Annotated in this window: 17 protein-coding genes; 5 read left to right on the top strand and 12 right to left on the bottom strand. The window is 55.4% G+C overall.

Features of this window, described 5'->3' with window-relative positions:
* Nucleotides 1-8: 8 nt before the first annotated feature.
* On the bottom strand, nt 9-1,337 hold the full coding sequence (locus FE784_RS15510) for an ABC transporter substrate-binding protein (RefSeq protein ID WP_139603117.1): 1,329 nt from the start codon (nt 1,335-1,337) through the stop codon (nt 9-11).
* Nucleotides 1,334-3,091 carry a glycosyl hydrolase family 28-related protein gene (locus tag FE784_RS15505; RefSeq protein ID WP_176706251.1) on the bottom strand — a complete coding sequence of 586 codons (1,758 nt, stop codon included), beginning with the start codon at nt 3,089-3,091 and terminating at the stop codon, nt 1,334-1,336. The genes FE784_RS15510 and FE784_RS15505 overlap by 4 nt, the downstream gene beginning before the upstream one ends.
* Before the next feature lie 242 nt (nt 3,092-3,333).
* Between FE784_RS15505 and FE784_RS15500 the strand changes: the two genes are divergently transcribed.
* Nucleotides 3,334-4,197, top strand: a complete 864-nt coding sequence (locus FE784_RS15500; RefSeq protein WP_139603115.1) for a helix-turn-helix transcriptional regulator — start codon at nt 3,334-3,336, stop codon at nt 4,195-4,197.
* 740 nt (nt 4,198-4,937) lie between these two features.
* Here FE784_RS15500 and FE784_RS15495 read toward each other — a convergent pair.
* The 4 genes from FE784_RS15495 to FE784_RS15480 form a co-directional block, all read right to left on the bottom strand.
* Nucleotides 4,938-5,507, bottom strand: coding sequence for a spore coat protein (locus FE784_RS15495; RefSeq protein WP_139603114.1), 570 nt, complete (start codon nt 5,505-5,507; stop codon nt 4,938-4,940).
* A 185-nt stretch (nt 5,508-5,692) separates the two neighbouring features.
* Complete coding sequence (locus FE784_RS15490) at nt 5,693-7,603, bottom strand: hypothetical protein (RefSeq protein WP_139603113.1); 1,911 nt, start codon at nt 7,601-7,603, stop codon at nt 5,693-5,695.
* Nucleotides 7,604-7,631: 28 nt separating this feature from the next.
* On the bottom strand, nt 7,632-8,978 hold the full coding sequence (locus FE784_RS15485) for an ABC transporter substrate-binding protein (RefSeq protein ID WP_176706250.1): 1,347 nt from the start codon (nt 8,976-8,978) through the stop codon (nt 7,632-7,634).
* A 43-nt stretch (nt 8,979-9,021) separates the two neighbouring features.
* Nucleotides 9,022-10,065 carry a Gfo/Idh/MocA family protein gene (locus tag FE784_RS15480; RefSeq protein WP_139603111.1) on the bottom strand — a complete coding sequence of 348 codons (1,044 nt, stop codon included), beginning with the start codon at nt 10,063-10,065 and terminating at the stop codon, nt 9,022-9,024.
* Between the two features lie 168 nt (nt 10,066-10,233).
* On the opposite strand from FE784_RS15480, the gene FE784_RS15475 reads away from it, so the two are divergent.
* Nucleotides 10,234-11,130, top strand: a complete 897-nt coding sequence (locus tag FE784_RS15475; RefSeq protein WP_139603110.1) for a helix-turn-helix domain-containing protein — start codon at nt 10,234-10,236, stop codon at nt 11,128-11,130.
* Between the two features lie 188 nt (nt 11,131-11,318).
* Here FE784_RS15475 and FE784_RS15470 read toward each other — a convergent pair whose 3' ends face one another.
* On the bottom strand, nt 11,319-13,046 hold the full coding sequence (locus FE784_RS15470) for an ABC transporter ATP-binding protein (RefSeq protein ID WP_139603109.1): 1,728 nt from the start codon (nt 13,044-13,046) through the stop codon (nt 11,319-11,321).
* Nucleotides 13,047-13,314: 268 nt separating this feature from the next.
* Here FE784_RS15470 and FE784_RS15465 point away from each other — a divergent pair, with 268 nt between their 5' ends.
* Nucleotides 13,315-15,273 carry a stalk domain-containing protein gene (locus FE784_RS15465; RefSeq protein WP_176706249.1) on the top strand — a complete coding sequence of 653 codons (1,959 nt, stop codon included), beginning with the start codon at nt 13,315-13,317 and terminating at the stop codon, nt 15,271-15,273.
* Between the two features lie 18 nt (nt 15,274-15,291).
* Here FE784_RS15465 and FE784_RS15460 read toward each other — a convergent pair whose 3' ends face one another.
* Entirely contained in the window at nt 15,292-17,082 is a 1,791-nt protein-coding gene (locus tag FE784_RS15460) for a PAS domain S-box protein (RefSeq protein WP_176706248.1), read from the bottom strand.
* 184 nt (nt 17,083-17,266) lie between these two features.
* Here FE784_RS15460 and FE784_RS15455 point away from each other — a divergent pair, with 184 nt between their 5' ends.
* On the top strand, nt 17,267-18,472 hold the full coding sequence (locus FE784_RS15455; protein ID WP_139603106.1) for an MFS transporter: 1,206 nt from the start codon (nt 17,267-17,269) through the stop codon (nt 18,470-18,472).
* Nucleotides 18,473-18,979: 507 nt separating this feature from the next.
* Here the strand turns inward: FE784_RS15455 and FE784_RS15450 are convergent.
* Nucleotides 18,980-19,642 (bottom strand): O-methyltransferase, encoded by a 663-nt coding sequence (locus FE784_RS15450; protein WP_139603105.1) that lies wholly within the window; start codon nt 19,640-19,642, stop codon nt 18,980-18,982.
* Nucleotides 19,643-19,772: 130 nt separating this feature from the next.
* Between FE784_RS15450 and FE784_RS15445 the strand changes: the two genes are divergently transcribed.
* On the top strand, nt 19,773-20,930 hold the full coding sequence (locus FE784_RS15445; protein ID WP_176706247.1) for a THUMP domain-containing class I SAM-dependent RNA methyltransferase: 1,158 nt from the start codon (nt 19,773-19,775) through the stop codon (nt 20,928-20,930).
* Nucleotides 20,931-21,607: 677 nt separating this feature from the next.
* On the opposite strand, the gene FE784_RS15440 is transcribed toward FE784_RS15445, so the two are convergent.
* The 3 genes from FE784_RS15440 to hpaB form a co-directional block, all read right to left on the bottom strand.
* Nucleotides 21,608-22,975 (bottom strand): sn-glycerol-1-phosphate dehydrogenase, encoded by a 1,368-nt coding sequence (locus FE784_RS15440; protein ID WP_139603104.1) that lies wholly within the window; start codon nt 22,973-22,975, stop codon nt 21,608-21,610.
* A 35-nt stretch (nt 22,976-23,010) separates the two neighbouring features.
* Complete coding sequence (locus tag FE784_RS15435; protein WP_139603103.1) at nt 23,011-23,541, bottom strand: GNAT family N-acetyltransferase; 531 nt, start codon at nt 23,539-23,541, stop codon at nt 23,011-23,013.
* 623 nt (nt 23,542-24,164) lie between these two features.
* Entirely contained in the window at nt 24,165-25,721 is a 1,557-nt protein-coding gene (gene hpaB / locus FE784_RS15430; RefSeq protein ID WP_139603102.1) for a 4-hydroxyphenylacetate 3-monooxygenase, oxygenase component, read from the bottom strand.
* Between the last annotated feature and the right edge of the window lie 36 nt (nt 25,722-25,757).

The raw sequence follows: 25,757 nt of genomic DNA, 5'->3' as shown, positions 1-25,757 counted from the left end.
CCCCGGCCTTATTTGCTAAGCTCTTCCTGGATTTTCTTGTTCGCCGCTTCCTCCGCTTCCCGGAGCGCCGTATTCGTATCCTTTTTGCCCAGAATGACGTTGTTGAAGCTCGTCAGCAGGTTTGTTTCGGCAATGCTGTTATATTTGCCTATCGGCGTAGCCGAAGCAAACTTCTCCGGCAGCATCGCCTTGATGTTTTTGCCTTTGTACATGGCCGCGTCTTGTCCGAACGCTTTCCGCAGCGTATCGCTCTTCAACGCGGACAGGAATTCGCCCCTCTTCACGCCGGCCAGCTGGAACTCCTCCGACGCCAAGTACGCCATCGCCTGGAACGCCTGATCCTTGTACTTGCTAGTACGGGTCAGCCAGAATACGTTCGGATACGGCTGCGGTCCTACTCCCGGCTTATCCGCGAACACCGGGAACGAAGCGACGTCCCAGTTCATGCCCGCCAGCTCCTCCGCCGTATGCTGGGTGCTCACCGGAAGCCACATCGCTACCGTACGGTCTTTGATAAAGGCGCTTCTCTGATTGGCGACGCTGGTCAACGCCGTCGTCAGCTCGAAGTCCGGAACGGTGAAGAAGCGGGCCGCGTTGTCATAAAACTTTTTCCACGAGTCATCCGCAAATGTCGCTTTGTTCGTTGCCGTATCGAGCGTCTTCAATGAGAACTGGTTGAGGCGGATCAAATGCTGCGCCGATACGAACAGTCCGCGGTAAGTGATTCCGCCGTCTTTCCGGGTCAGCTTCTTGGACATTTCGTATAATTCGTCCCACGTGTTTCCGTCCTTCGGATACGCGACGCCGAACTTGTCGAAAATGTCCTTATTGTAATACAGCGTAGCCGGCGACATGAAGGCGGGAAGGCCGTATATGCCGCCGTTCGCCAGCTGCTTCATCTGCTCCGTCACGACGGGCTCCTGCTTGCCCATATCGTATTTGTACTTCTGGATCAGCGGCGTAATATCGTACTGCAGCTCGTATTGCATAAGCCGACTGTATACGAGTCCGGTCGAGGCGAAGACGATATCCGGCGGCTCACCGGCAGTGATCATATCCTGCACTTTGCTCCCGTTCGTATACGGTACGAATTTCGGCGTAATGTGCGGAAACTTCTGCTTGAGCGGCCCGCCGATTTCCCTGTCGAAACGTTCGGCCGGCCAATCCCCGCTCCCGTCGTAAAAGACGAGCTCGGCAGGCTCCAGCTTGGGAGCCTCCTCCTTCGCCGCGCTTTCCCCTTGCTTACCCGGATTGTCCGACCCGCCCCCGCAAGCGGCGAGCGGGACTGCACATAAAACGGTGGCGAGAAGCATCGATACGGTTTTCTTTCTCATCATGGTTGAACTCCCCTTTTTGAATAAGTTTTGTCAAAATGATCATCATGTACCGCTTCATACTGCTCCAAATGGATGCGGACCGAAATCGCCTCCGGGTTCGGGTTCGCTATTTGAATCGTCAGCCCCGTACCACCGCCGTCCAAGGAAAAGCCGGTCGTAAAATCGGTCGCGGCGTTGGCCAACACTTTCTGAAGCGGACCGGACGCTACCGTCGCCCCGCCCGCGGAGCCCGCTATGAGCACCTTTTGCTCGCAAGCGTCGAACGCGCCCGACACCCCTTGCTGGCGCGAGGAAAACGTAACCTTCACGAGCCGACCCGTCTCGGCCGAAGTCGGTGCCAACACGAATAGAGCGGAGTTCGTTCCCGAGGCGGGAACGGCGATTTGCTTCGAGCGGACAAACCCGACGTCGGCCACGTCAAGCGTCGCGCCCGAAGACCGAAACAGCTTTTCCATGGCGGAGGTTTCATGATTGCCGGACAGCGTATAGTCGAGATTTCCGTACAACCGGATGCTGCCCCCCGTGCTGCTGAAAACGACCGGCCCGTTGATCCGGTTGTCTACGATCTCCATGTCCAATCCGGCGGCCCGTCCTACTCCTATCGAGCCTTGGGCGAAGACGGATGAGGCGATATAGTTGTCCTTGATCCGGCATCTTTCCGTATATTTGCCGCTGACGAAAATCCCCCAGCTCCCCGGCCCTATAATCTGATTGTGGCAAATATCCGCATTTTTCACCTTCCCCGCCCGGTAGGTGCCGAAGTCCGAAACGTAGATGCGGCCGGTAATGTTGTTGGAGATGACCAGACGATCGCAGTCGTTGTCCTGAACCGTCACGAATATGCGTTCCTTGACGATATTGCCGTCGATTACGACCGTCGAGCTATCGTCGATCCACAGCTGCTTGTCGAAGTTGTTGGACGAGATCATGACTTCCGCGCCGGGGCAATTCTCGATTTCGCAAGAGCCGTAAGAATTGTTGAAATCGTAATTGCCGATCAATTTAATTTTTCCGTTGCCGCCGAAAAAGTTGTAGCTCGTCGCATTTTGCCCGTTATAGCAGCTGTTTCCGGCGTAATACGTGTTCATCGTATTGACGTTCTGGAAATGTCCGGCGTTTTTGCCGGCAGGCGCGGTCGATTTGCAGTTATAGACGGCAATGTCGGATACCGGATACGTTCCGGTGCCGCGAAAGTCCGTGGCGTAGAAAAAATCTTCGAATTCGCATTTCTCGATCGTAATCCGGCTGATTGGGCGATTGACGTTCCCCGTCTCGGCCCGGATCGCCCTTAATTGGCTTGTCGTATTCAACGCCTTGAATCGCAGTCCGCTGCACGTAAAAGCATCTGCGTTCACATAAATGGCGCCACCTGCAATCAATCGTCCGGTTCCCGTCAAAGTTACATGACTCGAAGAAACCGTAAACCCGGTTTGGATCAAATAGTCCCCCGCCGGAACGTAAATGCATCCTCCTTCTCCCGCATCGATCAGCGCTTGTTGAAACGCGGCCGAATTATCGACCGCTCCTCCGGGCTGCGCATTGTAGGGAGCGGCCGTTATATCGATAAAGGGGCAGCAAGCCGTAGCCGTATCGGGTACGCAGCCCGGCCCCGAGTATACGCTCTCCGACACCGTTCCTGCCGATGCCTTCCATCCGCCCGCTCCGACGGCCGTCATGACCCCTAGCGCTCCGATGGACGCGAGCAGCTTTCTTCGGCTGACCGGGGCTGTACCGGGACGATCCTCTTTATCCATTCCCATCACCTCGTTATCGCTTTGAACTTGCCGATTCTTACTGCGGAAGCGATTTCAAAACAAATATATCACAGTGCCCGGAAAATGGGATTGACCGCAAATGGGAGGGTATGCCCTTCTTTTAACTGTAAGTGGTTTTTTGCTTTTCGTTTCCTTCGCGGGTCGAGTAAACGGTTTCAGTTTGCCTGTGGTATAATAGGAAGTACAACTTTGCGTTACGGGGATTGAAGGGAGGTCATGCGTTGAAATCGCACCCTTTTCGCATTTTTGCGGCTTATTATTACAAGTGGAACAAGCTGCCCCCTACGTTGTCATTTCATTCGCATCCGCAGTACGAGGTGTATTATTTCCACGGAGGCCGCTGCGACTATTTGCTCGGAGACCGGATCATTCCGCTCCAGTCGGGCGACCTGATCATTATGAACGGAATGACCAGGCATTGTCCGAAGATCGACCGCTCGACGGAATACGTCCGAACCACGTTTTCGTTCGATCCGCATCTCGTCCAATTGTTCGGTCCGGAATTGCTGGCGTGCAGTCCGCTGAAGCCGTTCGAGCAATTAAGAAACCATCATATCCGTTTAAGTCCGGCAGCGAAGGCGGAATGCGAAGATATTTTACAGAGGATCAACCGTTTCTACTATTCGAACGACGTCGTGCATCATTACCGGCTGCTCTCGGCGTTTTACGATCTGCTGCTGCTTATATGCGAGCAATGCCGGGAAGATATGGAGTCGAACCGGAGCACGGCGACGGACCGGGAGCGCTACGTGCAGAACATGATCGCTTACATCGAGGAAGGGTACATGGAGGATATCGAGCTGGAGCGCATGGCGGCCGATCTTCACATGAACCGGTTTCATTTAATGAAAGTATTCCGGGAAGTAACCGGGCTGACCGTGTTCGATTATTTGTACAGAAGACGGGTCAATCAGGCCAAAATTTTGTTCTACCAAAGCGACCGCAATTCGGTGACCGATGTCGGCTATATGGTCGGCTTCAAGCATTTGTCCCACTTCAGCCGGGTGTTCAAGAAACAGGTCGGGATGACGCCGGACCAATACCGCAAGCTGGTGCGGGAGCTGTCCTATACGGCCTATAATTGATGGAGAAGGTGTGCGGGACGGCCGATTAACGAACCGATTATCACTTATTGCGAACCAAATTTGCTTATTCCCACCAACTTGCGATTGTTTGGCAAAAAGAAAATAAGAAGAGGACCGTCCGGGTACTACACCCTGACGGTCCTTTTCTGTGCAAAATCAACCTATAGTACGTTGGAGATTTTTTCCCCTTTTCTCGGGTTTAAGTTCTGGGATAACCGTGAGATCGCCCATGCTTTCAAGTTGCCGGCTTTCGTTCCAGCAAGAGAATACGATTTCACTTTAGCGGATGATAAACTTAAAGGTTCCAATAGGTCAAGCAAAGCGGAACAAAAAGCTCCGCTATTCCTTCGAAGAGCTGCTAAAGTGGGGCGTAGAGGAACGATCAGTTCCTTTATCGGCAGATCGAAGGTCGTTTGTGGGCCGTTTTGCTCCAATAAAGGAACTCATCGTTCCGTTTGTGCTGTTTCCCCGTCTTTCACAGGTAATAAAGGAACTTTTCGTTCCCTTCACAAAAAATAACGGATGTACTTGTTCCGCGCGCTCTTGAAAGGAAGCCTTTCAAGCGGCAGGGGGGCCCCCCTCGGTCCTCTCAAAAACATGTAAGCGCTTATCCCGCTGCTTTGCGGGGCCCCCGAAACTTGTAAATTGTATCCTGTGCAAAAAAACGAAGGATGCCGGTACGAATCGGCATCCTTCGTCTTCCTTATCCCTGCGTCCGAACGGGACGCCATCCATGCGAATCAGTGCCCGTTATTCATCGGGACGCCCTGCTGCATCGGCTGGTAGCTGTGCAGAAACGTCTTGGCCGTATGATCCTGCATCGTCGGCACCTGATAGACGCCCATCCGGTTCAGGAACAGAAATACTTCGTAAGCTTGGTTCGAGCAGTCCACGGCGCTGCCTACAAGCATTTGCCGCACGTTCGGATCGGCGCATTCGAGCGAGCCGGCCATATGATTTTTCGCCGAATTTTTATGGCACGACAGCAACGAGCAGGCGATCTGCCGGTCGTCGAACTGTCCTTGCATCGGCGCGTACGGTCCCGGCTGATGAAGCCCGTATTGCACCTGCTGCGGCTGAACCTGCGGCATGCCGTAAGGCGTCTGGCGGTTCGCGCCGGCGCTGTAATCGTGCGTGTAAGCAACCAATTGATCGTAAGATTGCACCGCCGCCTGCAGATGGCGCGCGATCATGTCGCGAAGCTCCGGCAGCTGCGCCTGCTGGACGTAAAACGAAAAATGATTGATCATATTCATTTTCTCGTTCAACAGCTCGTGTACTTCCATCGTTTCGTGAGCGCCGTATGGCATGTTGCTTTCATCTCCTTTTCGAGTCGGGGTTCGGGTGCTCTTAAGCCCGTATTACTGTTCCCACTCCAAAGGAAATTATGTGCAATTCCATGCTCGGGCCAGGGCTGCGCTTGGACGCTGTAACGCAGCCGGCTGGCTACAATCAGCCTACCGTCTCGAATTAGGCGCGGTGCTAAGCAGCTTGTTTATTTCCTGTACCTGATTTGCACCGTATATTTTCCCGGCACCGAGCCGGCAGTGTGCCTGATTACAAGGCGCCCCGCCCCTCCTAAAATCAACTGATTGCCGATCGGGACAGATGCTCTCTCTCCCTTGAACGTGAGTGAGGCGATGGCTATGTTTGCGTTGTATTGGCTATCGGCAAAATATCCCACAGCGATCGAAGCGTCCGGTGTCCCATCGACAAGATATACCGTAACTTCCTCGATCAAGCCGCCCTCAGGGCCAACTTGATCGAAATCAATAATTTTAGTAGATTCGATGCCGTCTATTGCACGCGAGGTCCACTCATGCAGTCTGCCGAATGTTTTGAACGTGATCGGGCTCCCGTCCGTCAGGTCCCTCGTGTTTGTAAAATCCATGTAATTACTGCCGAACAGATAGCCGAGAAGCCCGGCGGGCATTGACGCATCCGCTTCATAGTCGATTCCGCTGGACAGATCGTTCCGCTGAACGTGGTTATCCTTTAACGTTCCAGCAACCGCGTATCTGTAGGATGCCGACGAGTTGTAGCCGAACCGGATTGTCGGGAAGTTATTGGCGCCCTTGATCAGCGAATTGTTCTGGATTTTCCAGCCGCTGACGGAGCCAAGCTCGAACCCCGTTCTGTAAGCGGTTTCATTTCCGCCGCAGCTTAGAAAATTGCCTTCGATCTCAAGTCCGAAAACATAGGCGGCCATGCCCGCTGAGATCGGCAAGGCGCATCGCTCGAAGTAATTGCCGACGATTCGAATCCCGTGACAATTGCCGACCTCATTGATGTACTCGGCATTTTGAGTTGTCAGGCCGCCGATGCGGTAACACGCAAGACCGACAACCTCGTGCACGCCGCTTTGAATCGTAATGGATTGACTTTTGGAAATGTCTATTGCGCCGCCTATGGAAGAGCCTGCAATGTAATTGCTCCCTTTAAAGTCGATCGCGTTGCAATTGTCATAAAGCTGTACCGCCCACCCTGCGTAATTGCTTGTGCCGATAAAGTTGTTGTCGAAAGTTCCCCGATAAGAGTAGCGCATCGGAATGGTCGGGGCATAATTGGAGCGCAAGCAGCATTCCCGATAAGTGAAATTGTTGGCGTAATGGTGAATGATCGCGGGCGCGTGATCTCCGATCACGTGCATTCGATAAAAGGTCAAACCCCGCCGCTGCTGAGCGGAAGCAGGAGGCATGGACGGATAAGACGTGCCTGTCGGCAGGGTTGTGAATGGCGCTACTCCGGGATCGCCTTTAATACCCTTGGCTGCGTCGGCGGACAAATTCCACTCCTGCCATTTGCACTCTCCTTCCAGCTGTTGGAGAGGCCGTACGATTACAGACTGTGAAACGCGCCACTGAACCGGAGCCTCCGGGAAAAATACATTCAAAGAGAAATCGACCGCACCCTGAATGGCCGGGTAATCGTCGGTAACCCCATCGCCTACGGCGCCAAACCAAGCTATGTTTACCTTCGCGTTAAAGGCGGCAGCTTGCCCGTATTGACGTATCCACGCCCCGCTGGAGCCTGTCGTATCGCTGCTCGGAGCAACATAAACCCCGGATTGCGGGTCATTAGCCACCTGCGCGGACAAATTCATCGAGGAAAAATAAAACAAGCCGGCTCGTCCAGTCATCATTACCGCTGCAGCTTGCCCATTCTGCACTCCCGTCAGCGACCTCAGTTCCGCGATGTCTATAACCCGCTTCACGAATGGTTCCGAACCTGACGCCTCCGACCGGCTCAACAGCGAAGCTCCGCCGAACGATTGAGCCGCCATCACGATACCCGTCGCCCCAAGAGCGGTCAACACGTTTCTTCTGCTGACCTTCCAAGGGGCATTCCGATCTTTGGAAACCGGAATTTGCCCTCCACGCTTCGTTATTCCCTGATTATCGGACATTCACAACGCCTCCTTCTCTTTAGCGTAGTTACTTGGCTTGTTGGGACAACAATTGCTGGATCGCTTTGTCAGCCGTTTCTTCCGCCTCCCGCAGCGCGGTGTTCATATCCTTCTCACCCGTAACGACTGATAGGAATGCCTTGTTAAGCTCGCCTTCGGCGATAGTCTTGAACTCCGCTCTGGCAGCCGGCGCCGGAGCCGCAGGCGTTTGAGCCGTAAAAGCGCGAATATTTTTCCCCTTCCACATCCCGGCGTCTCCGAAGGAGGCTTTCGCTTTCGGATCCTTCAACGGGCTGAACACCCCAAACTTCGAGGACCGATCGATCTGGACTTCACCGGAGAGCAGCGCGCTGATCGCTTGAAAAGCCGCGTCCTTATGTTTGCTAGTGGAAGAGAGGCCCAGATACACCGGATACGGTTGTGCTCCGATTCCTCGGAGGCCGCTCATTTCCGGCAGGCTGACCACGTCCCAATTGAGTTGAAGCGAGGGAAGATTGAATATGCCGTAAGAGTTGAAGGCGAGCAGCATGGCGGCAGTGCCTTGCTCGAACATTTTGAGCTGGGCGCCGCCGGCCATTGTTTCTTTAGTCGGGTCATAGCCCGGAACCGTAAACAAGGGGACGATCGACTCAAAATAGCGCTTCCATTGATCGGTATAAATAGCCGCCTTGTCCGTTGTTTTCGGATTGGCATACCCGAGCGAATATTGGTTGATCGCGAGTCCCCCTCCTGCGGCGGCCGTTACTAATCCGCGGTAGGCGATGCCGCTGTCCGACCTGGTTAACTGTCTGGCCGTGACGAGCAGCTCCTCCCAAGTGGCTCCGTCTTTCGGATAAGGAATGCCGAATTTGTCGAATAAGTCTTTATTGTAATAAAGCCCCAACCTGAGATCGTATACGGGCAGCAACGGCAATTTGCCGTCAAAAGAACTTTGCACCAGGTCAATGTACGGCTTCTCGATCGTTGTCAGATCGAATTTATGCTGCTTGACCAAGTCAGTCATATCCCCCACCATGTCTCTATCCTTGTAAAGAACAAAGCTGGCGAACGAACCGAACAGGATATCGACCGGCTGTTTCGAGAGAATGAATTTGTCGACCGTGTTGTCATCCGTAGCATTAATGAATTTGAAGGAGATATGCGGATACTTCTTCCGCACATAATCGGTCCATTGCGCCGCCTTCTCCTCCTGCGTTCCCGACAACGGAGACAACGCGTAAAAAACGAGCTCTACAGGGTCCGCTTGCGCAGGCTTGGATTGCGCATCCGATTGCGAACTGTCGTTCCGATTGCTGCATCCTGCCAACAAACCCGATAAAATCGCCGTACAGCTGATCATAACAACCATTTTCTGCAGAGCAACTCGGTTGTTCATGTGCATACCCCTCTCTTTTTCAAGGTGTTTACCCCGTGATGATTCAGTGCGCCTTAAAACCAAGACCTCTCAGGTCAGCTTCCGTATGATTCTTTTCCGCTTCATAAAGACGCCAAATCACGCGCAATCCTTGCAAGCTGGAAAGTCCGTCGGTTATCGGACGCTTATTGTTCGCGATACATTCCAGGAAATGGCGCGTTTCATGCTGGGTCAGCTTGCCGCTGTCGGAATCTTCGTATAGGACCGTGATTTTGGAATCGGTGTCCAGATTTGATTTTTCTTCTTTAATGCTGTGGTGCAAGTAGACCTTGCCGTCGGCTCGTTTGTATTCGATCATGCCGTGAGTGCAATGGATGTGCAAGCTCCATCCAAGACGCGTTCCCCGGGCGCCCCAAGTTCCCATATGGTAACCCATCGCCCCGCTTGCGAACTCGATCACGACATTGCTCGTCCCTTCCCGTTCCATCCAAGGCGTCCCGAGATTTGTTCCCATGTGAAATCCGCGAATCGGATCGCCAAGCAGCCACATCATCAGATCGACATAGTGGCAGCCGTGACTGAAAAATTGTCCGCCGCCCAGACGTTTTGCCGACAAGCCCCAATGGCCTTCGGGATATTTCGTATACTGCTCAGTCCAGATCGACAGCTGGAAAGGTTCTCCGTACGTTTTGTTATCGATCCATTCCTTGATCTTGACAATCGCCGGCCAATAACGTACGGGATAAGCGGTCATAAGCACCCGATTGTTCCTTTCGGCCGTCTCGATCAGTTGCGTACATTCTTCTTCCGTATTGCAAAGCGGCTTCTCCATCAGTACGTGCTTACCCGCTTGCAGGAAATACATCCCGACCGTAAAGTGAAGATCGTGCGGCAAGGAAATGAGCACTGCATCGACTTCATCGACCAATTGCTTGTAATCCGCCACAGCTGTCCCGATCCCGAATCTGGCAGCCGCCTGCTCGGCTCGCTCCAAGATGATATCGCATACCGCAGTCACTTCCATCAAATCGCTTAATTCGGTCACCCCCCCAAAGTGTGATCCGGCTATGTTTCCACAGCCAATAACTCCCAACCTGATTTTGCCCATGTCTGGCTTCTCTCCCTACCGAAATAGTTGTAATAGGGAATGATACACTTCTGCGCATCCCGAATTCAAAGTGTTCATTCTTATTTGTTATAATAGGAGAAACTACATGAAAAGGCTTTACCTGCTTAGGCAATTAATTTGCATGATTGGACGGGGGCCGGCCGGAACATGAAGTATCAACGGTATCTGCTGAAGGAAGAATTGGAAATTCGCAAATTGATTACGTTTTACTATAAGGAACTGCCTCGTCATTATGACAGTCCGGGCGAAAAGCATGATTTTTGGGAACTGGTCTATGTGGATACGGGCGAAATCGAGATCGTGACCGGTTCGGGCACATTCCAGCTGGGGCAGGGCGAAATCGTGTTCTACAAGCCGAATGAATTTCATGGCGGTAAAGCTTTGCGCGGCACGGCACCCAATCTGATCATCATCACCTTCGAATGCTTCGCTCCGTGCATGGAATTTTTCTCGGGGAATTCCTTTCGGCTGCGCGATGAAGAACGGTTTATATTAACGAAATTGGTGAAAGAAGGGAAGTCGTCGTTCGACCCGCCGATTCATTCTCCTGCGATGCAATACCCTTTTCGTCGTTTGGACGCGCCTTTTGGCAGCGATCAGTTAATCCGCAATTATCTTGAAATATTATTGATCGAGTTGATTCGTTATGGAGAAACGGCACATCGTACGACCACTGTGTCCACTACCGCCAATGAGCAAAACGCTCAGGAGTTGGCAGAGCAAGTGATCCAATACATGACCCGGCATCTTTCGGATACGATCTCGATCGACCAATTATGCGCCCGGTTTGCAATCAGTCGCACGAAATTAAAGACGATTGTAAAGGCGAAGACAAACATGGGGGTGAGGGAATTTTTCAACCAATTGAAAATCGAACAAGCCAAGTTGTCGATCAGGGAGGATAGAAAGAGTTTCTCTGAAATTGCCGAAATGCTCGGGTACTGCAGTGTGCATCATTTTTCGCGGCAATTTAAAAATACGACCGGGATGACACCTACGGAGTATACACGGTCGGTTAAAGCGAGATCCGAACAACAACGCTAGCGGTCATGTTCCGACTATCGGCCTCGCATCATTTCCTAAAAGCAAAAAGACGCTCCTCGTCGAGGATCGCCTTCTCCGGAATGCTCCGCCATGGTGGAGCGGGAACATCTGTAGACGCTGCACTTGCGGGCGGATTGCTGTAGATTGACTGACGCCGCTCGGCGGACCCGATGCCGTAGCGGCTGCAATCAGCCTACCGTCTCGAACTGGGCGCGGTGCAGTCCGGCGAATGCGCCTCCCCGCTCGACCAGCTCGTCGTACCGCCCCTGCTCGGCAATGCCGTCCTCGGTCACGACGACGATGCGGTCGGCATGGCGGATCGTTGCCAGCCGGTGGGCGATCACGAGCGTCGTCCGGTTCGCCGACAGCTCCTCCAGCGCCTGCTGGATGACCGCCTCCGTCTCGGTGTCGAGCGCGGACGTCGCTTCGTCGAGGATAAGGATCGGCGGATTTTTCAAAAACATGCGGGCGATCGCGAGCCGCTGCTTCTGCCCGCCCGACAGCTTGATGCCCCGTTCGCCAATCTGCGTGTCGAAGCCGGCCGGCTGCGCCTCGATGAACGACTCCAGGTGAGCCCGCCGCGCGGCTTCGCGGATTTCGGCCTCGGTGGCGTTCAGTTTCCCATAGGCGATGTTCTCGCGGATCGTTCCCGTGAACAGGAACACATCCTGCTGGACGATCCCGATATTCCGCCGCAGCGAGCGCTGTGTCATCGCCCGAATATCGACTCCGTCGATCTCGATCGCGCCCTCGTCCACCTCGTAAAACCGCGGAATCAGGCTGCACAGCGTCGTCTTGCCCGCACCGGACGGGCCGACGAATGCGACCGTTTCCCCCGCCGGTATACGCAGGTTTATATGCTGCAGCACTTTGGCGTGCCCTTCGTAGCCGAACGTCACGTCGCGGAAGACGATATCTCCCCGAAGGGGGCCGATCTCCGCGGCGTTCGGCTCGTCGGCCACATCGGCGGCCGTATCGAGCAGCTCGGTAAACCGTTTGAAGCCGGCCATCCCTTTCGGATACATTTCCAGCAGCGCGTTGATTTTCTCGATCGGCTTGAAGAACAGGTTGACGTAGAGCAGGAAGCCGATCAGTTCGCCATACGTAAGCTTGCCGTTGAAGCTGAAGTAAGCGCCGAACATGAGCACGAGCAGCGCGAATATCCGGGTCAGGAAGTAAATGCCGGACGAGCTGAACGAGATGATCCAATAGGACCGCAGCTTCGCCTTGCGGAAATTCGCGTTGTCCCGGTTGAACTTCTCCATTTCGAACGTTTCGTTCGTAAACGATTTGACTACCCGGATGCCGGACATGCTGTCCTCGACGCGGGCGTTCACTTCGGCGATCTCCGCGTACATTTTCCTCGCCGCGCCGTGCAGCAGCTTGTTGCAGACGCCGATCAGCCATACGAGCAGCGGGACGGCGACGAACGTGATCAGCGCCAGCTGCGGATTGATCGACAGCATGATGGCGAAGGCGGCGACGAACGTCATGCACGCTATGAACAAATCCTCCGGGCCGTGATGCGCCATCTCCCCGATATCGAACAAATCGTTCGTCATTCTCGACATGAGGTAACCGGTCTTCGTATTGTCGAAAAAACGGAAGGACAGCTTCTGCACGTGCTGGAACAGCTGCTGCCGCATGTCGGTCTCGATATTGATGCCCAGCTTGTGGCCCCAGTAGTTGACGACGAACTGCAGTCCCGTGCTGACGAGATACAGCGCGAACAATCCGGTTCCGGCCAGCACGATCGTCCGCCATTCGCCCTCCGGCAGCAGCGTATCGACGAACCATTGCACCGCGAGCGGAAAGGCGAGCTCCAGAACGGCCACCACGCAGGCGCTGCCGAAATCGAGCATAAACAATCGCTTATGCGGCTTGTAATAAGTAAAAAAACGACGGATTACTCCCATCTTCCTTTGCTCCCATCGGTAAAAGACCGGCGATTCGCTCCACTGCGGGCTTGGAACGTGGCTCCGCTCGCTTATTCGCCGGGCTTTAAAATGTCGTGCCCATTATATAAGCTTTCGTCAGCCCAATGCAAGGGAAAGAATCGGTATAGCGGCGGAAATGCCGCGGCGATCCGTATTTTTATGGCCGATCCGTAATGACAACGCCTCCATTATCCTTTACGATAGACGTATGCTTGTTCATCCCGCACCCGGAAAGGAAGTTCCCGTCATGAAGATAGCCGATACAGCGCCTGCGCGCAGCAAAACGAAACGCCTGCTCTCCATGGTCGCCCTGTCCGGACTGCTCGGCGCTTCCATCGCTTTCGCGCCGGCCGTCCGGGCGGAGCATCCGTGGAATATGCATTTGCGGGCGGAAGCGTATCAAAATGCCGGACAAACGGCATTGGCCGTCCCGATCTGGGACAGCTTGATGCGCGCTGGCGCCGCCGATGCCGACTGGAATACGGCAGCCCTTTATGCAGGCAGAATCAACACGTATTACGACTCGATAGGCGACTATGAGAACGCGATCCTGTACTACGAGCTGGAGAACGAATATTGGCTGAAGGACGGCAAAGACTGGGGAACGAACGATTTGGTGCGGGCGAACCAAATCCGCACGACCGTCGAGCTGTACGGCTCCGCCAAGGAGGACGAATCGCTCGTGCGCGCCTATGCGCCCAAATCGGGCAAGCTGGCCAAGTTCGAGCCGGAATATGGCATGTATTTCGGCATCTACTCCGAGCAGGACGGCGAGATGGGCAATGAATTTTATAAATCCGCCTCTATTTATGGCAGGGATCATGCCATTTATTTGGCCTACGCTACGTATGGGGAGGAGTTTCCTTGGCGCTACGCGGAGCATGCCAAGTCAGCGGGAGGCGCGCTGCAAATCGCCTGGCAGCCGCTCGGCGGGCTGGACGGAGTCGCCGACGGTACATACTTGCGAGAGTGGGCGAGGGCGGCCAAAGCGTACGGCATCCCGATCTTCCTACGCTTCGCCGGCGAGATGAACGGGGATTGGACTCCCTGGAGCGGCGATGCGGCCAAATATATCGAGAAATTCCGCATCGTGGCGGACGTCATGCGGGGCGAATCGCCCAATGTGGCGATGGTATGGAGTCCGGGCGACGTGCCCAGGTACAACATGGCCGGCTTTTATCCGGGCGACGACTATGTCGATTGGGTCGGCGTCAGCTTGTACACCGAGCCTTATTCGCACGGCAATCCGGACGAAAGCATGGAGGCGACGACGCCGATCGAGAAGCTCGAAGAGGTGTACGGCTTGTACGCCGACCGCAAGCCGATCATGCTGAGCGAATCCGCGGTATCCCACTACACGAATTTGGACGGCAAGTCGCACACCGATTTCGGTGTGATGAACCTGGACAGGCTGTACCGGGTCATGCCGGTCAAATACCCGCGCCTGAAGGCGATTACGTATTTCAACGTCGATCTGAAGGGCAAGGAATCGCGCAACGACTATTTGCTGCGGAATAATCCGGCCATGCTCGATTTGTACAAATCGATTATTACCGGTCCGTACATGCTCAACCAAGTAAAGACGGGCGCCAAACCGGACAATGCAACGTTATTCCGGGACGCCTCCGTTCCGTTCGCGAAGCAAACCGACATCGTGCCTTTCGTGCGGATTCCCGACATCTGGATCGGCAAGCTCGAATACGTCCTGAACGGACGGACGATCGCCGAGCAGACGAAGCCGCCGTTCGGCATGGCGCTGAAAGCCGGCGACGTCCCGGACGGCTCCGTTCTGGAGCTGCGCGTCTACAATCGTGCCGGACAGCGCGTCGCAGCGAAGCAGGTGCCCCTCTCGTCGCTCCTATCCGTGCAGATCGACGGCCGGGACCAGACGTTCGAGCAGCCTCCCGTCATCCGGAACGGTTCCACCCTGGCTCCATTGCGGGCCATCTTCGAGCAAATGGGCGCGGTCGTCGAATGGAACGGCGATACGAGAACGGCTACGGGACGCAAAAGCGGTACGACCGTCTCGCTGACGATCGGCGACGACATCGCCTACGTCAACGGCAAGGCGCAGAAGCTCGACTTGCCCGCGCAGCTCGTAAACGGCTTCACGATGGCTCCGGCCCGCTTCGTCGGCGAAGCGTTCGGCGGCACGGTTGCATGGGACGGCGAGACGCACACGGTCGTCATCGCCAAATCGAAATGAACGGCGCGCCGGGACGCGTCAAATGGGCAGCTCGATCGTAAAGGTCGTCCCCGATCCGATCCGGCTTTCGATTTTCATCGACCCTTTATGGTTTTCGATAATGTTGTTCGTGATCATCAATCCGAGACCGGTCCCTTCCTCCTTTGTCGTATAGAAAGGCTGGCCGATCCGGGGAAGCAGATGCTGCGGAATGCCTCCGCCCCGGTCGGATACCCGTACGAGCAGCCGTCCCGCCCTTTTGATTTCGATGAGGACGTCCCCTCCCTTCGGCATCGCCTCGATCGCGTTTTTGATAATATTGATGAATACCTGTTTGATCTGGTTTTCGTCGCACATTATGAATAACGACCGTTCAGGGCAGCGGATCAGCAGGCGGACGTTGTTCATGATCGCCTGTGTTTCCAGCAGCGCCATTACCTGATAAATGATCGCCACGATATCGCCGTTCGTGAACTTGGCCTGCTGGGGCTTGGCCAAGACGAGCAGCTCGGTCAATATCAATTCGATCCGGCTTAGCTCTGACGACAAAATATCGAAATACTCTTTCTTCGGGCCGCTTTTCTGCATCAATTGATGGAAGCCCCGAATCGCCGTCAGCGGATTGCGGATTTCATGGGCGATTCCGGCCGCCAGCTGGCCGGCGACCGACAGCTTCTCCGAATTGTTCAGCAGCTCCATCGTTTTTTTCCGTTCGGAAATGTCCCTTATAATTGTATAGACGGCCGGCTCGTTTTGGAATACGGTCGGCACGGACCGCGCTTCCGCTTCGATGACTTGTCCGTCCAGCCGGACGAGCTCCAATTCGAAAAAGTCGGCCGTCTTCCCGACTCCGGCGAACCCCGTCCGCAGACTGACGTGTTCCCTGTACGGGACGGGGATGAATCGCAGAGGGTCGTCCAGAATCGTCCGTTTGTCCTCCTCGGAGGAGCCTCCGAGCAGCCTGACGCACGATTCGTTTATGTATAGCCCTTTTTCCGTATTGGCAATGAGCACCGCATCCGGTGAATGCTCGACAAGCAGTCTGTACTGCTCCTCCTGAAAAGCGAGCTTCTCCTCCGCCCGCTTCCGCTCCGTAATGTCCCGGCAGAAGGATAATATGTTGTCCGGTTTCCCGCTTGCGTCGCGAATGACCCGATTTGTGCATTCGAACCAAATATAGTCGCCGTTTTTATGACGGTACCGATTCGTTACCGTTTCGACATCCCCGTCTATTTCGCCGGTCGGCTGCAAATCGTCGGGATGCTGGAAATGCGTATGCCGCAATCCGACGACTTCCTCCGAATCATATCCGAGCAGCAATTTGATCGCGGGAGAAACGTAACGGATACGGAGATCGGCCGAGCAGTAGGCGATAATGTCCTGCGACTTCTCGGCGATAAGACTGTACAGCTCCTCGCGTCGGCGAAGCTCCGGATCGGCCGGGCTCGGATCGGCAAGCTCCTGAATATGCGATATGAAGTGAAGCGGGACTCCCTGCGCATCCCGGACGATCGACGCATTCAGCATCGCGTGGACGAAATGCCCTTCCTTGTGGACATACCTTTTCTCGATCCCGTACGTCTCCAGCTTCCCCGAGAGAAGATGATCGGCGTGCACGACATCCATGTAAATATCGTCCGGATGGGTAATGTCAATAAAGGTTTTGTTCAGCAGCTCCTCTTCGTCGTAGCCGACGATCCGGCACAATGCCTCGTTTATTTTCAGAAAACGGCCGCTGATATCGACCAGCGCCATTCCGATAGGAGCATACTTGAATACGCTGTCAAGCAGCGAGCTTTCTTCCTTATGCACATTTCCTTTCCTCGCCATCGGCCACTCCTCTCCTACCTTCGCATGCGCGTTTCCTCCATAATCATAGGTCTTTATAACTAATTTCGCAATACATTCATGCCGATTGACTTCCGCTCTTCCATGTGCCTTGCGGTATGGACATGCTATAATGTACCGTATGCGAGTTCGGGTTGCAAACGGATAATGTCGGGAGTGAATCGGCTTGGGGAATTGGAAGCTTAATTTGGTCGTGCTCTGGTTCGGAAATTTTTTGGTTATGGCCGGAATGACGATGATCATTCCTTTTTTGCCTCTTTATATTCAAGACCTCGGGATTACCGATCCGGGGAAGGTGGCATTTTGGTCCGGCATCATTTTCGCGGGCAACTTCATCACTTCTTTTTTCTTTCAGCCCTTATGGGGGAAGCTTGCCGACCGGTACGGCCGGAAAATGATGCTGCTCCGCTCCGGCTTCGGGATGGCCATCGTCATGACGCTGATGGGCTTCGCCGGCGACGTGTGGCATTTGCTGCTGCTGCGCGTGCTGAACGGCACCATCTCCGGCTTCGTGCCTGCGGCCGTAGCCCTGATGTCGGCCACGACGCCGCGCGAGAAGATGGGCTTCTCGATGGGCACGCTCCAATCCGGCGGAACGGCCGGCAGCATTCTCGGCCCGTTTATCGGAGGTCTCTTGGCCGAGTGGGTCGGGTTCCGTCCGATCTTCTACATAACGGGGGCGTTGCTGTTCCTCGCCTCCATGCTTGCGATGTTCGTCGTCAAAGAAAAGTTCGATACCGGTAAAGCGGCCAAGCTGCCGAACGTATCGGTCGTCGCGGGTCTGAAGGAGCTGGGCAAAATTCCGCAGCTGTCCGCTCTGTTCGCGGTCACGTTCCTGATCCAGTTCTCGATGCTCAGCTCGATGCCGCTCATTCCGCTCTTCGTCCAGCATTTGCACGGCGAAGGCGAGATGCTGGCGTTTTATGCCGGACTCGTAGGCTCGATAACCGGATTTTCCAATATGATCGCCTCCCCTTTGCTCGGAAGGCTCGGGGACAAGATCGGCCAGGAGCGCGTACTGGCGGTATCGCTTGTCGGAGCGGCGATCATGTTCATCCCGCAGGCGCTCGTGCAGAACGTGTGGCAGCTGTTCGCGGCCAGGTTCATGCTCGGCATGTTTATGGGCGGCCTCCTGCCGTCGGTCAATGCGCTGATCCGCAAGCATACGCCGGACGGGATGGAAAGCCGCGCGTACAGCTTCAACAGCAGCTTCCTCAGCCTCGGCAACATGATCGGCCCTACCGTGGGCGGCGCGTTGTCTGGCGCGCTGTCCATACGCGGCATATTCTTGATCGCCACGGTCATGCTGTTCGCCAACGCGGTTTGGGTCAACCGCACGTTGATCCGCAAGCCGGCTGCGGCATCCGAGTAGCGCTCTTGGTAGACGCTCGCGACACGACTCGACAAAGCGGTCGGAGGCCGAACGGGAGCGGTCGGACCGTCCCGTGCCGCACGTAAAAAAACTACGACAGCAAAAATTCACGTACAGGTGTGGATAATGGGTGTAGATAATGAGTGTGGATAATGGGTGTGGCGCATATTCGGTGAAAGTTCGCCGCCTCTGTCGGTGCGCCTTGCGGGACCGCGAGTCCAACAAATTGCGGAACTGGAGTATGCTATTGACCCGAGTCCTCGTGTTTTTTGCACAATAAGGGAAAATCGTTCCGCTATTCCGCTGTTCACGATTATTTTCATCCCGAAAGCTCGATATAGAGGAAGCCTGTTCCGTTATCTTCAAGCGGGTAACGGAATATCGGGACGTTAACGGAATGCAGTTCCTCTATTCACGGGCAATGTGAAGAACATTATCATTCTGATATTCAAAAAAAGGCGCAGCGGGTTCGCTGCGCCTTTTTTTCCGCCCATCCGAAGGTGCGGTTCAAGTCTGCGAAGGCTGCGCCTTTACTCTCGCGATGCACAAGCCGTCATAAGCGGGCAATATGGTGCTCTCGAGCCTAGGATCGGTCGCGATCCGGCTGTTGAACTCGCGCATGACGACAACCGAGCTGCCCTTCGCATCGGGGTCCATCGTCTTGCCGTGCAGCAATGCATTATCCCCTACGATCAAGGCTCCGGGAGCCGCCAGACGAATCGCCCAGTCCAAATAGCGCACATAGTTGCCTTTATCCGCATCGATGAAGAAGAAATCGAAGGATGCTCCTTCTTCGCCAAGACGCTCCAAGCTGTCGAGCGCTTCCCCGATACGGTATTCGACGACATCGCCGAATCCGGCAGCGGTCAAATTCGCCTTTGCGACCGAAGCGAATTCGTCCTTCAGCTCCAGGGACGTCAGCTTTCCGCCGCGGCTCAACCCTCTTGCCAGACATATGCCGCTGTAGCCTCCGAGCGCTCCGATCTCGAGCAGCCTTTTCGCGCCGGACAAGCGCACGAGCATGGTCAGCAAGCGGCCGTAGCCGGGCGCGACCGATATTTCCGGCATGCCGTGCTGCCTGATCGCTTCGTTTACCCGTTCCAAATCCGCATCCGTTTCGTACAACGATTCCACGTACCGGTCCGCCGTCTGAAAATAACGATCCTCCATAGTACTCCTCCGCTCTTCGCCGCATACGGCGCGTTTGTATCCTTGATTCGTTTCGCCTATACTTAATTGTATAATTTCGCCGGCACCGATACAACCAAAGGCTTTCCCGGCACGGAGCCGACCTATACAGATGGAGTGGACTGAAAAAGTGGATAAAGTGCAATTAATCGCAACCGCCCCGATGGGGCTTGAGGCGATCGTCGCCCGTGAGGTACGCGATCTCGGCTACGACGACGTCATGGTGGAGAACGGCAAAGTAATGTTTCAAGCGGACCTGTCCGCTATCGCCCGGGCCAATCTTTGGCTCAGAACCTCGGATCGGATCCTGCTGAAGCTCGGGGAATTTCCGGCCACGACGTTCGACGAACTGTTCGAGGGCGTGAAGGCGCTGCCTTGGCCGGACTGGATTCCCGGCGACGCCGAGTTTCCCGTAGAGGGCCGCTCCCATAAATCGCAATTATCGAGCGTACCGGCTTGTCAAGGCATCGTGAAAAAAGCGGTCGTAGAGAAAATGAAACAGCGCTACGGGACCGAATGGTTCCCCGAGGACGGTCCCCGCTACGTGATCGAGGTGGCGCTGCTGAACGACGTGGCGACGTTGACGATCGATACGACCGGTCCCAGCCTGCACAAGCGCGGCTACCGCAAGCTGATCACCGAAGCCCCGCTCAAGGAAACGATGGCCGCGGCGATGGTGCTGCTCAGCCGCTGGCGCCCGGGACGGCCGCTTATCGATCCGTTCTGCGGCTCGGGGACGATTCCGATCGAGGCCGCCATGATCGGCTGGAACATCGCGCCGGGCTTGCGCCGGGAGTTCTCCGCCGAAGCATGGCCGACGCTCGACAACTCCATGTGGGACGATGCTCGGGAAGAAGCGTATGACTTGCTGCGCGACGACGAGCCGCTCGACATTATCGGCTCCGACATCGACCCTGCGGCGATCGAAGTAGCCGAGGCGAACGCCAAAAAGGCCGGACTTTCCGGCGAGCTGAAGTTTTACCAGGCGCCCGTAGCCAAGCTGTGGCCGGAAACCGAATACGGCTGCATCATTACGAACCCGCCTTACGGCGAACGGATCGGCACGAAGGACGAAGTGGAGAAGACGATCCGGCAGTTGGGCTCGATCTACGGGAAGCTCCCGACCTGGTCGCTGTTCGCCCTCAGTCCGAGCAAGCAGTTCGAGCATTATTTCGGCAACAACGCGGACAAGAAGCGAAAGCTGTTCAACGGGCGGATCGAATGCAATCTGCTCATGTACCACGGGCCGCTCCCTCCGCGGCAGCCGTAACGGATTGGCGAGCCGGCTTCATTTTTTTGAGTAGCGAAAACGACTAAACCTTAACAAAACGTAACGCACTCGTCGCGTTTTGTCGGGCAGCCCGCTCTTCAGGATCGGGCTGCTTTTGTTGATCGGAACAGCCCCTATGGCTGTTAAATGGAAAAACTGAGGCTGTTGAAAAAGTCTGCAAAGAGAGGGAGCGCCGGAGACAAGAGGTGGGGGAATGCGCTACACCTCCATTAAAATCGTGTTGTTTTTAAGTTTTTAAGTTTTTAAGTTTTTAAGTTTTTAGCGGGTACAACACGATTTTAAATTGTGGTTGACCGACCGCCGTCATGCAGCGAAACACCGCGCGCTGGGAGCTGCGCGCGGTGCGAAGTCAACCGCTTCGCTTTCCGCACATTTCCCCCACCTCTCTTTTTGTATGACAAATCTCTCCTTTTGACTACAGTTATTTTGCGGATTGCTCCTCGTTTTGGTGAAACAACTGGAAAAAATGCAGCTATTGCCCCCGCTAATGTGCCGCGATCCCTCAATCAGATGAATGAACTGCAGGTTTTCCAGCTAATAGTCGTTTTCGGTCATTTAGGCGAATTATAGATGCAGGTTTTCCATTTAATCGGCTGAAGCATGACAGGCAATCCGGTCCGATGCCGGGAAAGCTGTGCCGGCTCCATAACCCTTGGTCAGTCGCCGTGCAAGGAAGCCATTTCTTCCGCGAACCGCTCGAGCAGCCCCAATTGGTCGGCCAATTGAAGAACGGTATACCGGTTGCGGACCTCCTTCGCCATACGCAGCGCATCGCCCAGCTCCTCCGGACTGACGCCGATTTCTCCAGGGTCGGCAGGCGCACCGACTTGGCGAAGCAAGCTCTTCACATCCGGGGCTAGATCCATTATTTCCCGAAGCTTCCTTTTCAGCTCGGGCCAATTCCCGATTAGCCTGGCGCGCCGAATATCCAGCTCCGATTGGTTCAGCAGCAGGCTGCGGTTCATCCCGATCAGCTCTTCGGATAGCGGCCCATAGCTTTGACGAATACGCCTCTCCCATTCCGCCACTTGTCCGGCCGACTTTTCCTTCATCGGGAGAGCCGCCGCATCGGCCTCCAACAGCGTCTCATACAGCTTCAACACGATCGGGGTAGCTACGCCGACCTTGATCCCGTGAAGCTCCGTCCGGTGCCCGGCGGCGAAATGCCGCATCTCCCAATAATGCGAAATGTGGTGCTCGGCCCCGGAAGCCGGCCTGGAATGGCCGATCATCTGCATGGCGATGCCGGATAGAACGAGTCCTTCCATCAGCAGCTTGGTCGCCCGTTCCTCCCCGTCGCGAATAGACCGGACGCTGCCGATAATGCCTGTCAATGCTTTGACCATCAGCCCTGCTATCACGTCGCAGTACGGCTCCTCCTCCACGACGGAAGCGAGCAGCCAATCGCACAATGCCGTAATTTTCGCGAGCATATCCCCTACGCCGGCGGCGGACCGATCGCGGGGCGCTTGACGCAATACCGTCAAGTCCCCCACAATCGCGACCGGGGAAGCGAGACTGTACGTTTTCTTGAAGCCGTTCACGAGGATCGGCGAGCCCGTCGAGGCATAGCCGTCCATCGAAGGGGCCGTCGCTACGACGATATACGGAATTTTCGCTTTAAATCCGACGAACCGGGCGATATCGTTGATCGTCCCGGAGCCGACCGCAATAATCAGCTCGGTATCCGGCTCCACATCGATCAGCACCCGTACGATCGCTTTCTCGTCGGCGTACCACTGCTCTTCCGGAAATACGCTTAAGCGTACGTCCATGCCTTGCCGAGACAACTGTTCGGCCAACGCCTTCCCCGCTGCCGCAAAGCTTGCAGAGTCGGCTACGAGCAGCGCTTTACGACCGAGGTTCAGCTCATGGACCAGCTCCCGCACCTTATGCAAGGCGCCTTCTTCCAGTATCATTTTCCGCATATGTACCCGATGCGCAAGGCCGCACGCGCAATTGAACGAAATTCCCGCCAATTGCTCCGGCGTGCGCTGCAGCACCGATTCCGCCGTGATGTCCATCGCTTTCCCTCGCTTTGCCTTCTATATACGTTCCTTCACAGCCCGATCCAAAACCTTCGTACGACATTGCCGTCGTCTTCCGTATATTCCGACTCCAGCTGTCCGCCGTTTTTCACGATCGTCCTTTCGGAGCCGATGTTCCCTTTGTCGCAAACGACCAGCACTTTATCCAGCCCCAGCTCGCGCGTCTTGTCCAGAGCGAGCGCTAGAAGAACCGTCGCATAGCCTTTCCGCCTTTCGGACGGGCGAATTCCGTAGCCGATATGGCCTCCGCTGTTCAACAGCTTCGCATTCAGCCGATGGCGGACGTTTACCGCCCCGACGATGTCTTCCCGTTCATCGACAAGCCAATAGGTCGAGTGGGGCACCCAATTGGCGTCGGTCAGCTTCTCTTCGCTGTCCTGGGCATACAAAAAATCGATCATCGCCCCGAAATCGGCGGGATCCCGTTCGACGACCCAAGGTACGATGTCTTCCCCGCTTTTCCGCCAATCCTCGTAAAATGAAACATACTGCCGGCGGTAATCCGTTGACGGCTTAACCAATCTCGCTGAGCCAGGCGTCATGGGACGGCACCTCCTTGCGTAAAATTTCACTAATGGTACCACAGCGGAGCCGCATCCCGCAACGCTGAGAAAGGGGAAGGTCTCGATTCCTCAAGCTCCGGAAATTTCTTTGTATGCAAAGTCGGAAATAGCTGACCACGCAGAACGGCTCTTAGGTGCCCTTATCTTCTCCAAACATGGCCCGTAACAACGCGGACAGGACGGAGAACGCAGCAGCCACGGGTAGCCCGGGCTAACGGACAGGAGCGATGCTATGGGAGCGGATGCCCCCATCGATCCGGCTTATGGACAAGGGAGCCATTATCGGCTCGAAAACGGGCCGGAAAGCGCCTCGTTTCACGCAATAATAAGGTCTCTGGTGTCCGTTCGCCCGCGAATTCGCCCCTTTTTCGCCCAATAAGATCTGTGGTGTCCGTTATCCTGACCGTCCGGCTCTCTCTCTACCTATGCAGTTACAATTCGGTTCACGATTCGGCAAAATCGCCCATCCGGCAAGCGATCAGCGCAATGAGATTCAGTAATAGTGAAGTTGGGTTCATTCCTGCCATAGCGATACGCTGCCTATTGGCCGGATGGCTTCGGCCCAGAGCATTCCGTTATACGCCAACAGTCGCATTCGCCGTTCAGGACTGCTCGCTCGCCCGCTTCCTTCTCTTCTTTATTTGCTGCGAATGCAATTGCTTCGCAGCATCGTCGCCTGCTTCTCCGGTATGACCGGATGTCGGAGCAATGCCCTTCGCAACGAACCGGCTCACTTTGTCACGGCACATGTCCTTATCCTCGTAATTGTTATACAGCCGGTTCGCCACTTTGACGGAATCCCCGAAAAAGAACCGTTCGTACAGCGTTTGCCGACCGGCGAACGAGCTTGCGCCAAGCTCCCAGGCGAGCCGGAACAGCCCGACCCTTTGCCGCGCGTCCGCATCGATGCCTTTTAAATACCGGGACAGATCGCCTTCGGCGGGCGAGAGAAAATCTTGCTCGCCCGGAATCATGACCAGCCCGCTCGCCCCGATTAGCTGAATGATCTCGATCATACGGGGGTACAGCTTCGGGTACAGAAAGTTCGCCGTATACAGCGGCTCCGGTGCCGGAACCATCGTTCCCCACCGATCCGGCTTCGCCTGCAGCTCGGAAGCGGCAAGCAGCGCCTTGAGCGTTTCCAGTGCGGCTATAATCTCCGCCGCTTTCTCCACTACTTGCGTATACGTGCGAAGTCCGAGCATTTGGATCATCGATTCGACCGTCCCGAGCACGAACTCCGTCTTCGCGATATTGCGGCACAGCACCTGATGGGTCGCGTGGGTATGGAAGCGGCTTTGCTCGATAAAGCTCGAGGCCAGGCTCTCGTCGCCGTACAGAAACACCCGGTCGTGAGGTACGAGCACCCGGTCGAACACGACGAGCATATCCATCTCCTCGAACCTGGAGCTGAGCGGATAATCGAAGGGCGAGTCCCCTGCAGCGAAGCTTTCCCGGCAAATAAAACGGATGCCCGGCAAGTGGTTGGGAACCGCGAAGGCAAAGGCGTGCGGATTCTCGTCGGCTAGCGACGGCAACGGAGCCGGGAATATCAAAATTTCTTCCGCGGTAGCCCCCTGTGTTGCCAATAAAAAAGCGCCGCTGACGACGATCCCGTCCTTGTTTTTCTCGATGACCCGAGCTGCTTCCGGCTGCTCCAACGTTTTCAGGAACGTCGATAGCCGCCCGGAATGAGGGACGATGAAAGCATGGGAGAGTGTAATATCGTTTTCCCGGCAATATTCGTAATAGTTCCTCATGTTGTCCGCATATTGCGGATTATGCTCCGTCAGCAGCCCGGCGGCCGCACCAAAAGCCATGACGGCCGTATTCATATAATCCGGAGCGCGCCCCAAAAATCCGTGATGACGGCCTGCCCACAGCGACATCATCTTTCTGCGCCGTTCCAAATCCGGCTTCGTGACGGGACGCAGAAACGACAAACCGACGGGATCGCCGGTAACCGGCGAGGCGTACGTCATGGCCGACTTATACTCCTCCTCGCCCTGCATATCGTATAAAGAAGCCTGCGTCGATACGAGCCCGCGAAATGCCGGATGAACGGACACTGGCTCGCTCACCCGCCTCCCGTGCAGCCAAATGTCGGCCTTGGCACGATCGATTCGATCCGTATATTGCTTCCCGCTTTTGATCGGCATATGCACCCACCTTCCGCCCTAATGGTATAGGATACG

The organism is Paenibacillus hemerocallicola (assembly GCF_006265175.1).
GTDB lineage: Bacteria > Bacillota > Bacilli > Paenibacillales > NBRC-103111 > Paenibacillus_AB > Paenibacillus_AB hemerocallicola.
The sequence above is the reverse complement of the archived record's forward strand: the minus strand, read 5'-3'. Positions and strand labels throughout refer to the sequence as shown.

Bases quoted from the DNA above. Each gene is read 5' to 3' on its own strand.
- FE784_RS15450 (WP_139603105.1), bottom strand. From the start codon at position 19,642: ATGGAGGATCGTTATTTTCAGACGGCGGACCGGTACGTGGAATCGTTG.
- FE784_RS15480 (WP_139603111.1), bottom strand. From the start codon at position 10,065: ATGGGCAAAATCAGGTTGGGAGTTATTGGCTGTGGAAACATAGCCGGA.
- FE784_RS15440 (WP_139603104.1), bottom strand. From the start codon at position 22,975: ATGGACATCACGGCGGAATCGGTGCTGCAGCGCACGCCGGAGCAATTG.
- FE784_RS15470 (WP_139603109.1), bottom strand. From the start codon at position 13,046: ATGGGAGTAATCCGTCGTTTTTTTACTTATTACAAGCCGCATAAGCGA.
- FE784_RS15445 (WP_176706247.1), top strand. From the start codon at position 19,773: ATGGAGTGGACTGAAAAAGTGGATAAAGTGCAATTAATCGCAACCGCC.
- hpaB (WP_139603102.1), bottom strand. From the start codon at position 25,721: ATGCCGATCAAAAGCGGGAAGCAATATACGGATCGAATCGATCGTGCC.
- FE784_RS15460 (WP_176706248.1), bottom strand. From the start codon at position 17,082: ATGGCGAGGAAAGGAAATGTGCATAAGGAAGAAAGCTCGCTGCTTGAC.
- FE784_RS15510 (WP_139603117.1), bottom strand. From the start codon at position 1,337: ATGATGAGAAAGAAAACCGTATCGATGCTTCTCGCCACCGTTTTATGT.
- FE784_RS15505 (WP_176706251.1), bottom strand. From the start codon at position 3,091: ATGGATAAAGAGGATCGTCCCGGTACAGCCCCGGTCAGCCGAAGAAAG.
- FE784_RS15435 (WP_139603103.1), bottom strand. From the start codon at position 23,541: ATGACGCCTGGCTCAGCGAGATTGGTTAAGCCGTCAACGGATTACCGC.
- FE784_RS15475 (WP_139603110.1), top strand. From the start codon at position 10,234: ATGAAGTATCAACGGTATCTGCTGAAGGAAGAATTGGAAATTCGCAAA.
- FE784_RS15490 (WP_139603113.1), bottom strand. From the start codon at position 7,603: ATGTCCGATAATCAGGGAATAACGAAGCGTGGAGGGCAAATTCCGGTT.
- FE784_RS15495 (WP_139603114.1), bottom strand. From the start codon at position 5,507: ATGCCATACGGCGCTCACGAAACGATGGAAGTACACGAGCTGTTGAAC.
- FE784_RS15465 (WP_176706249.1), top strand. From the start codon at position 13,315: ATGAAGATAGCCGATACAGCGCCTGCGCGCAGCAAAACGAAACGCCTG.
- FE784_RS15485 (WP_176706250.1), bottom strand. From the start codon at position 8,978: ATGAACAACCGAGTTGCTCTGCAGAAAATGGTTGTTATGATCAGCTGT.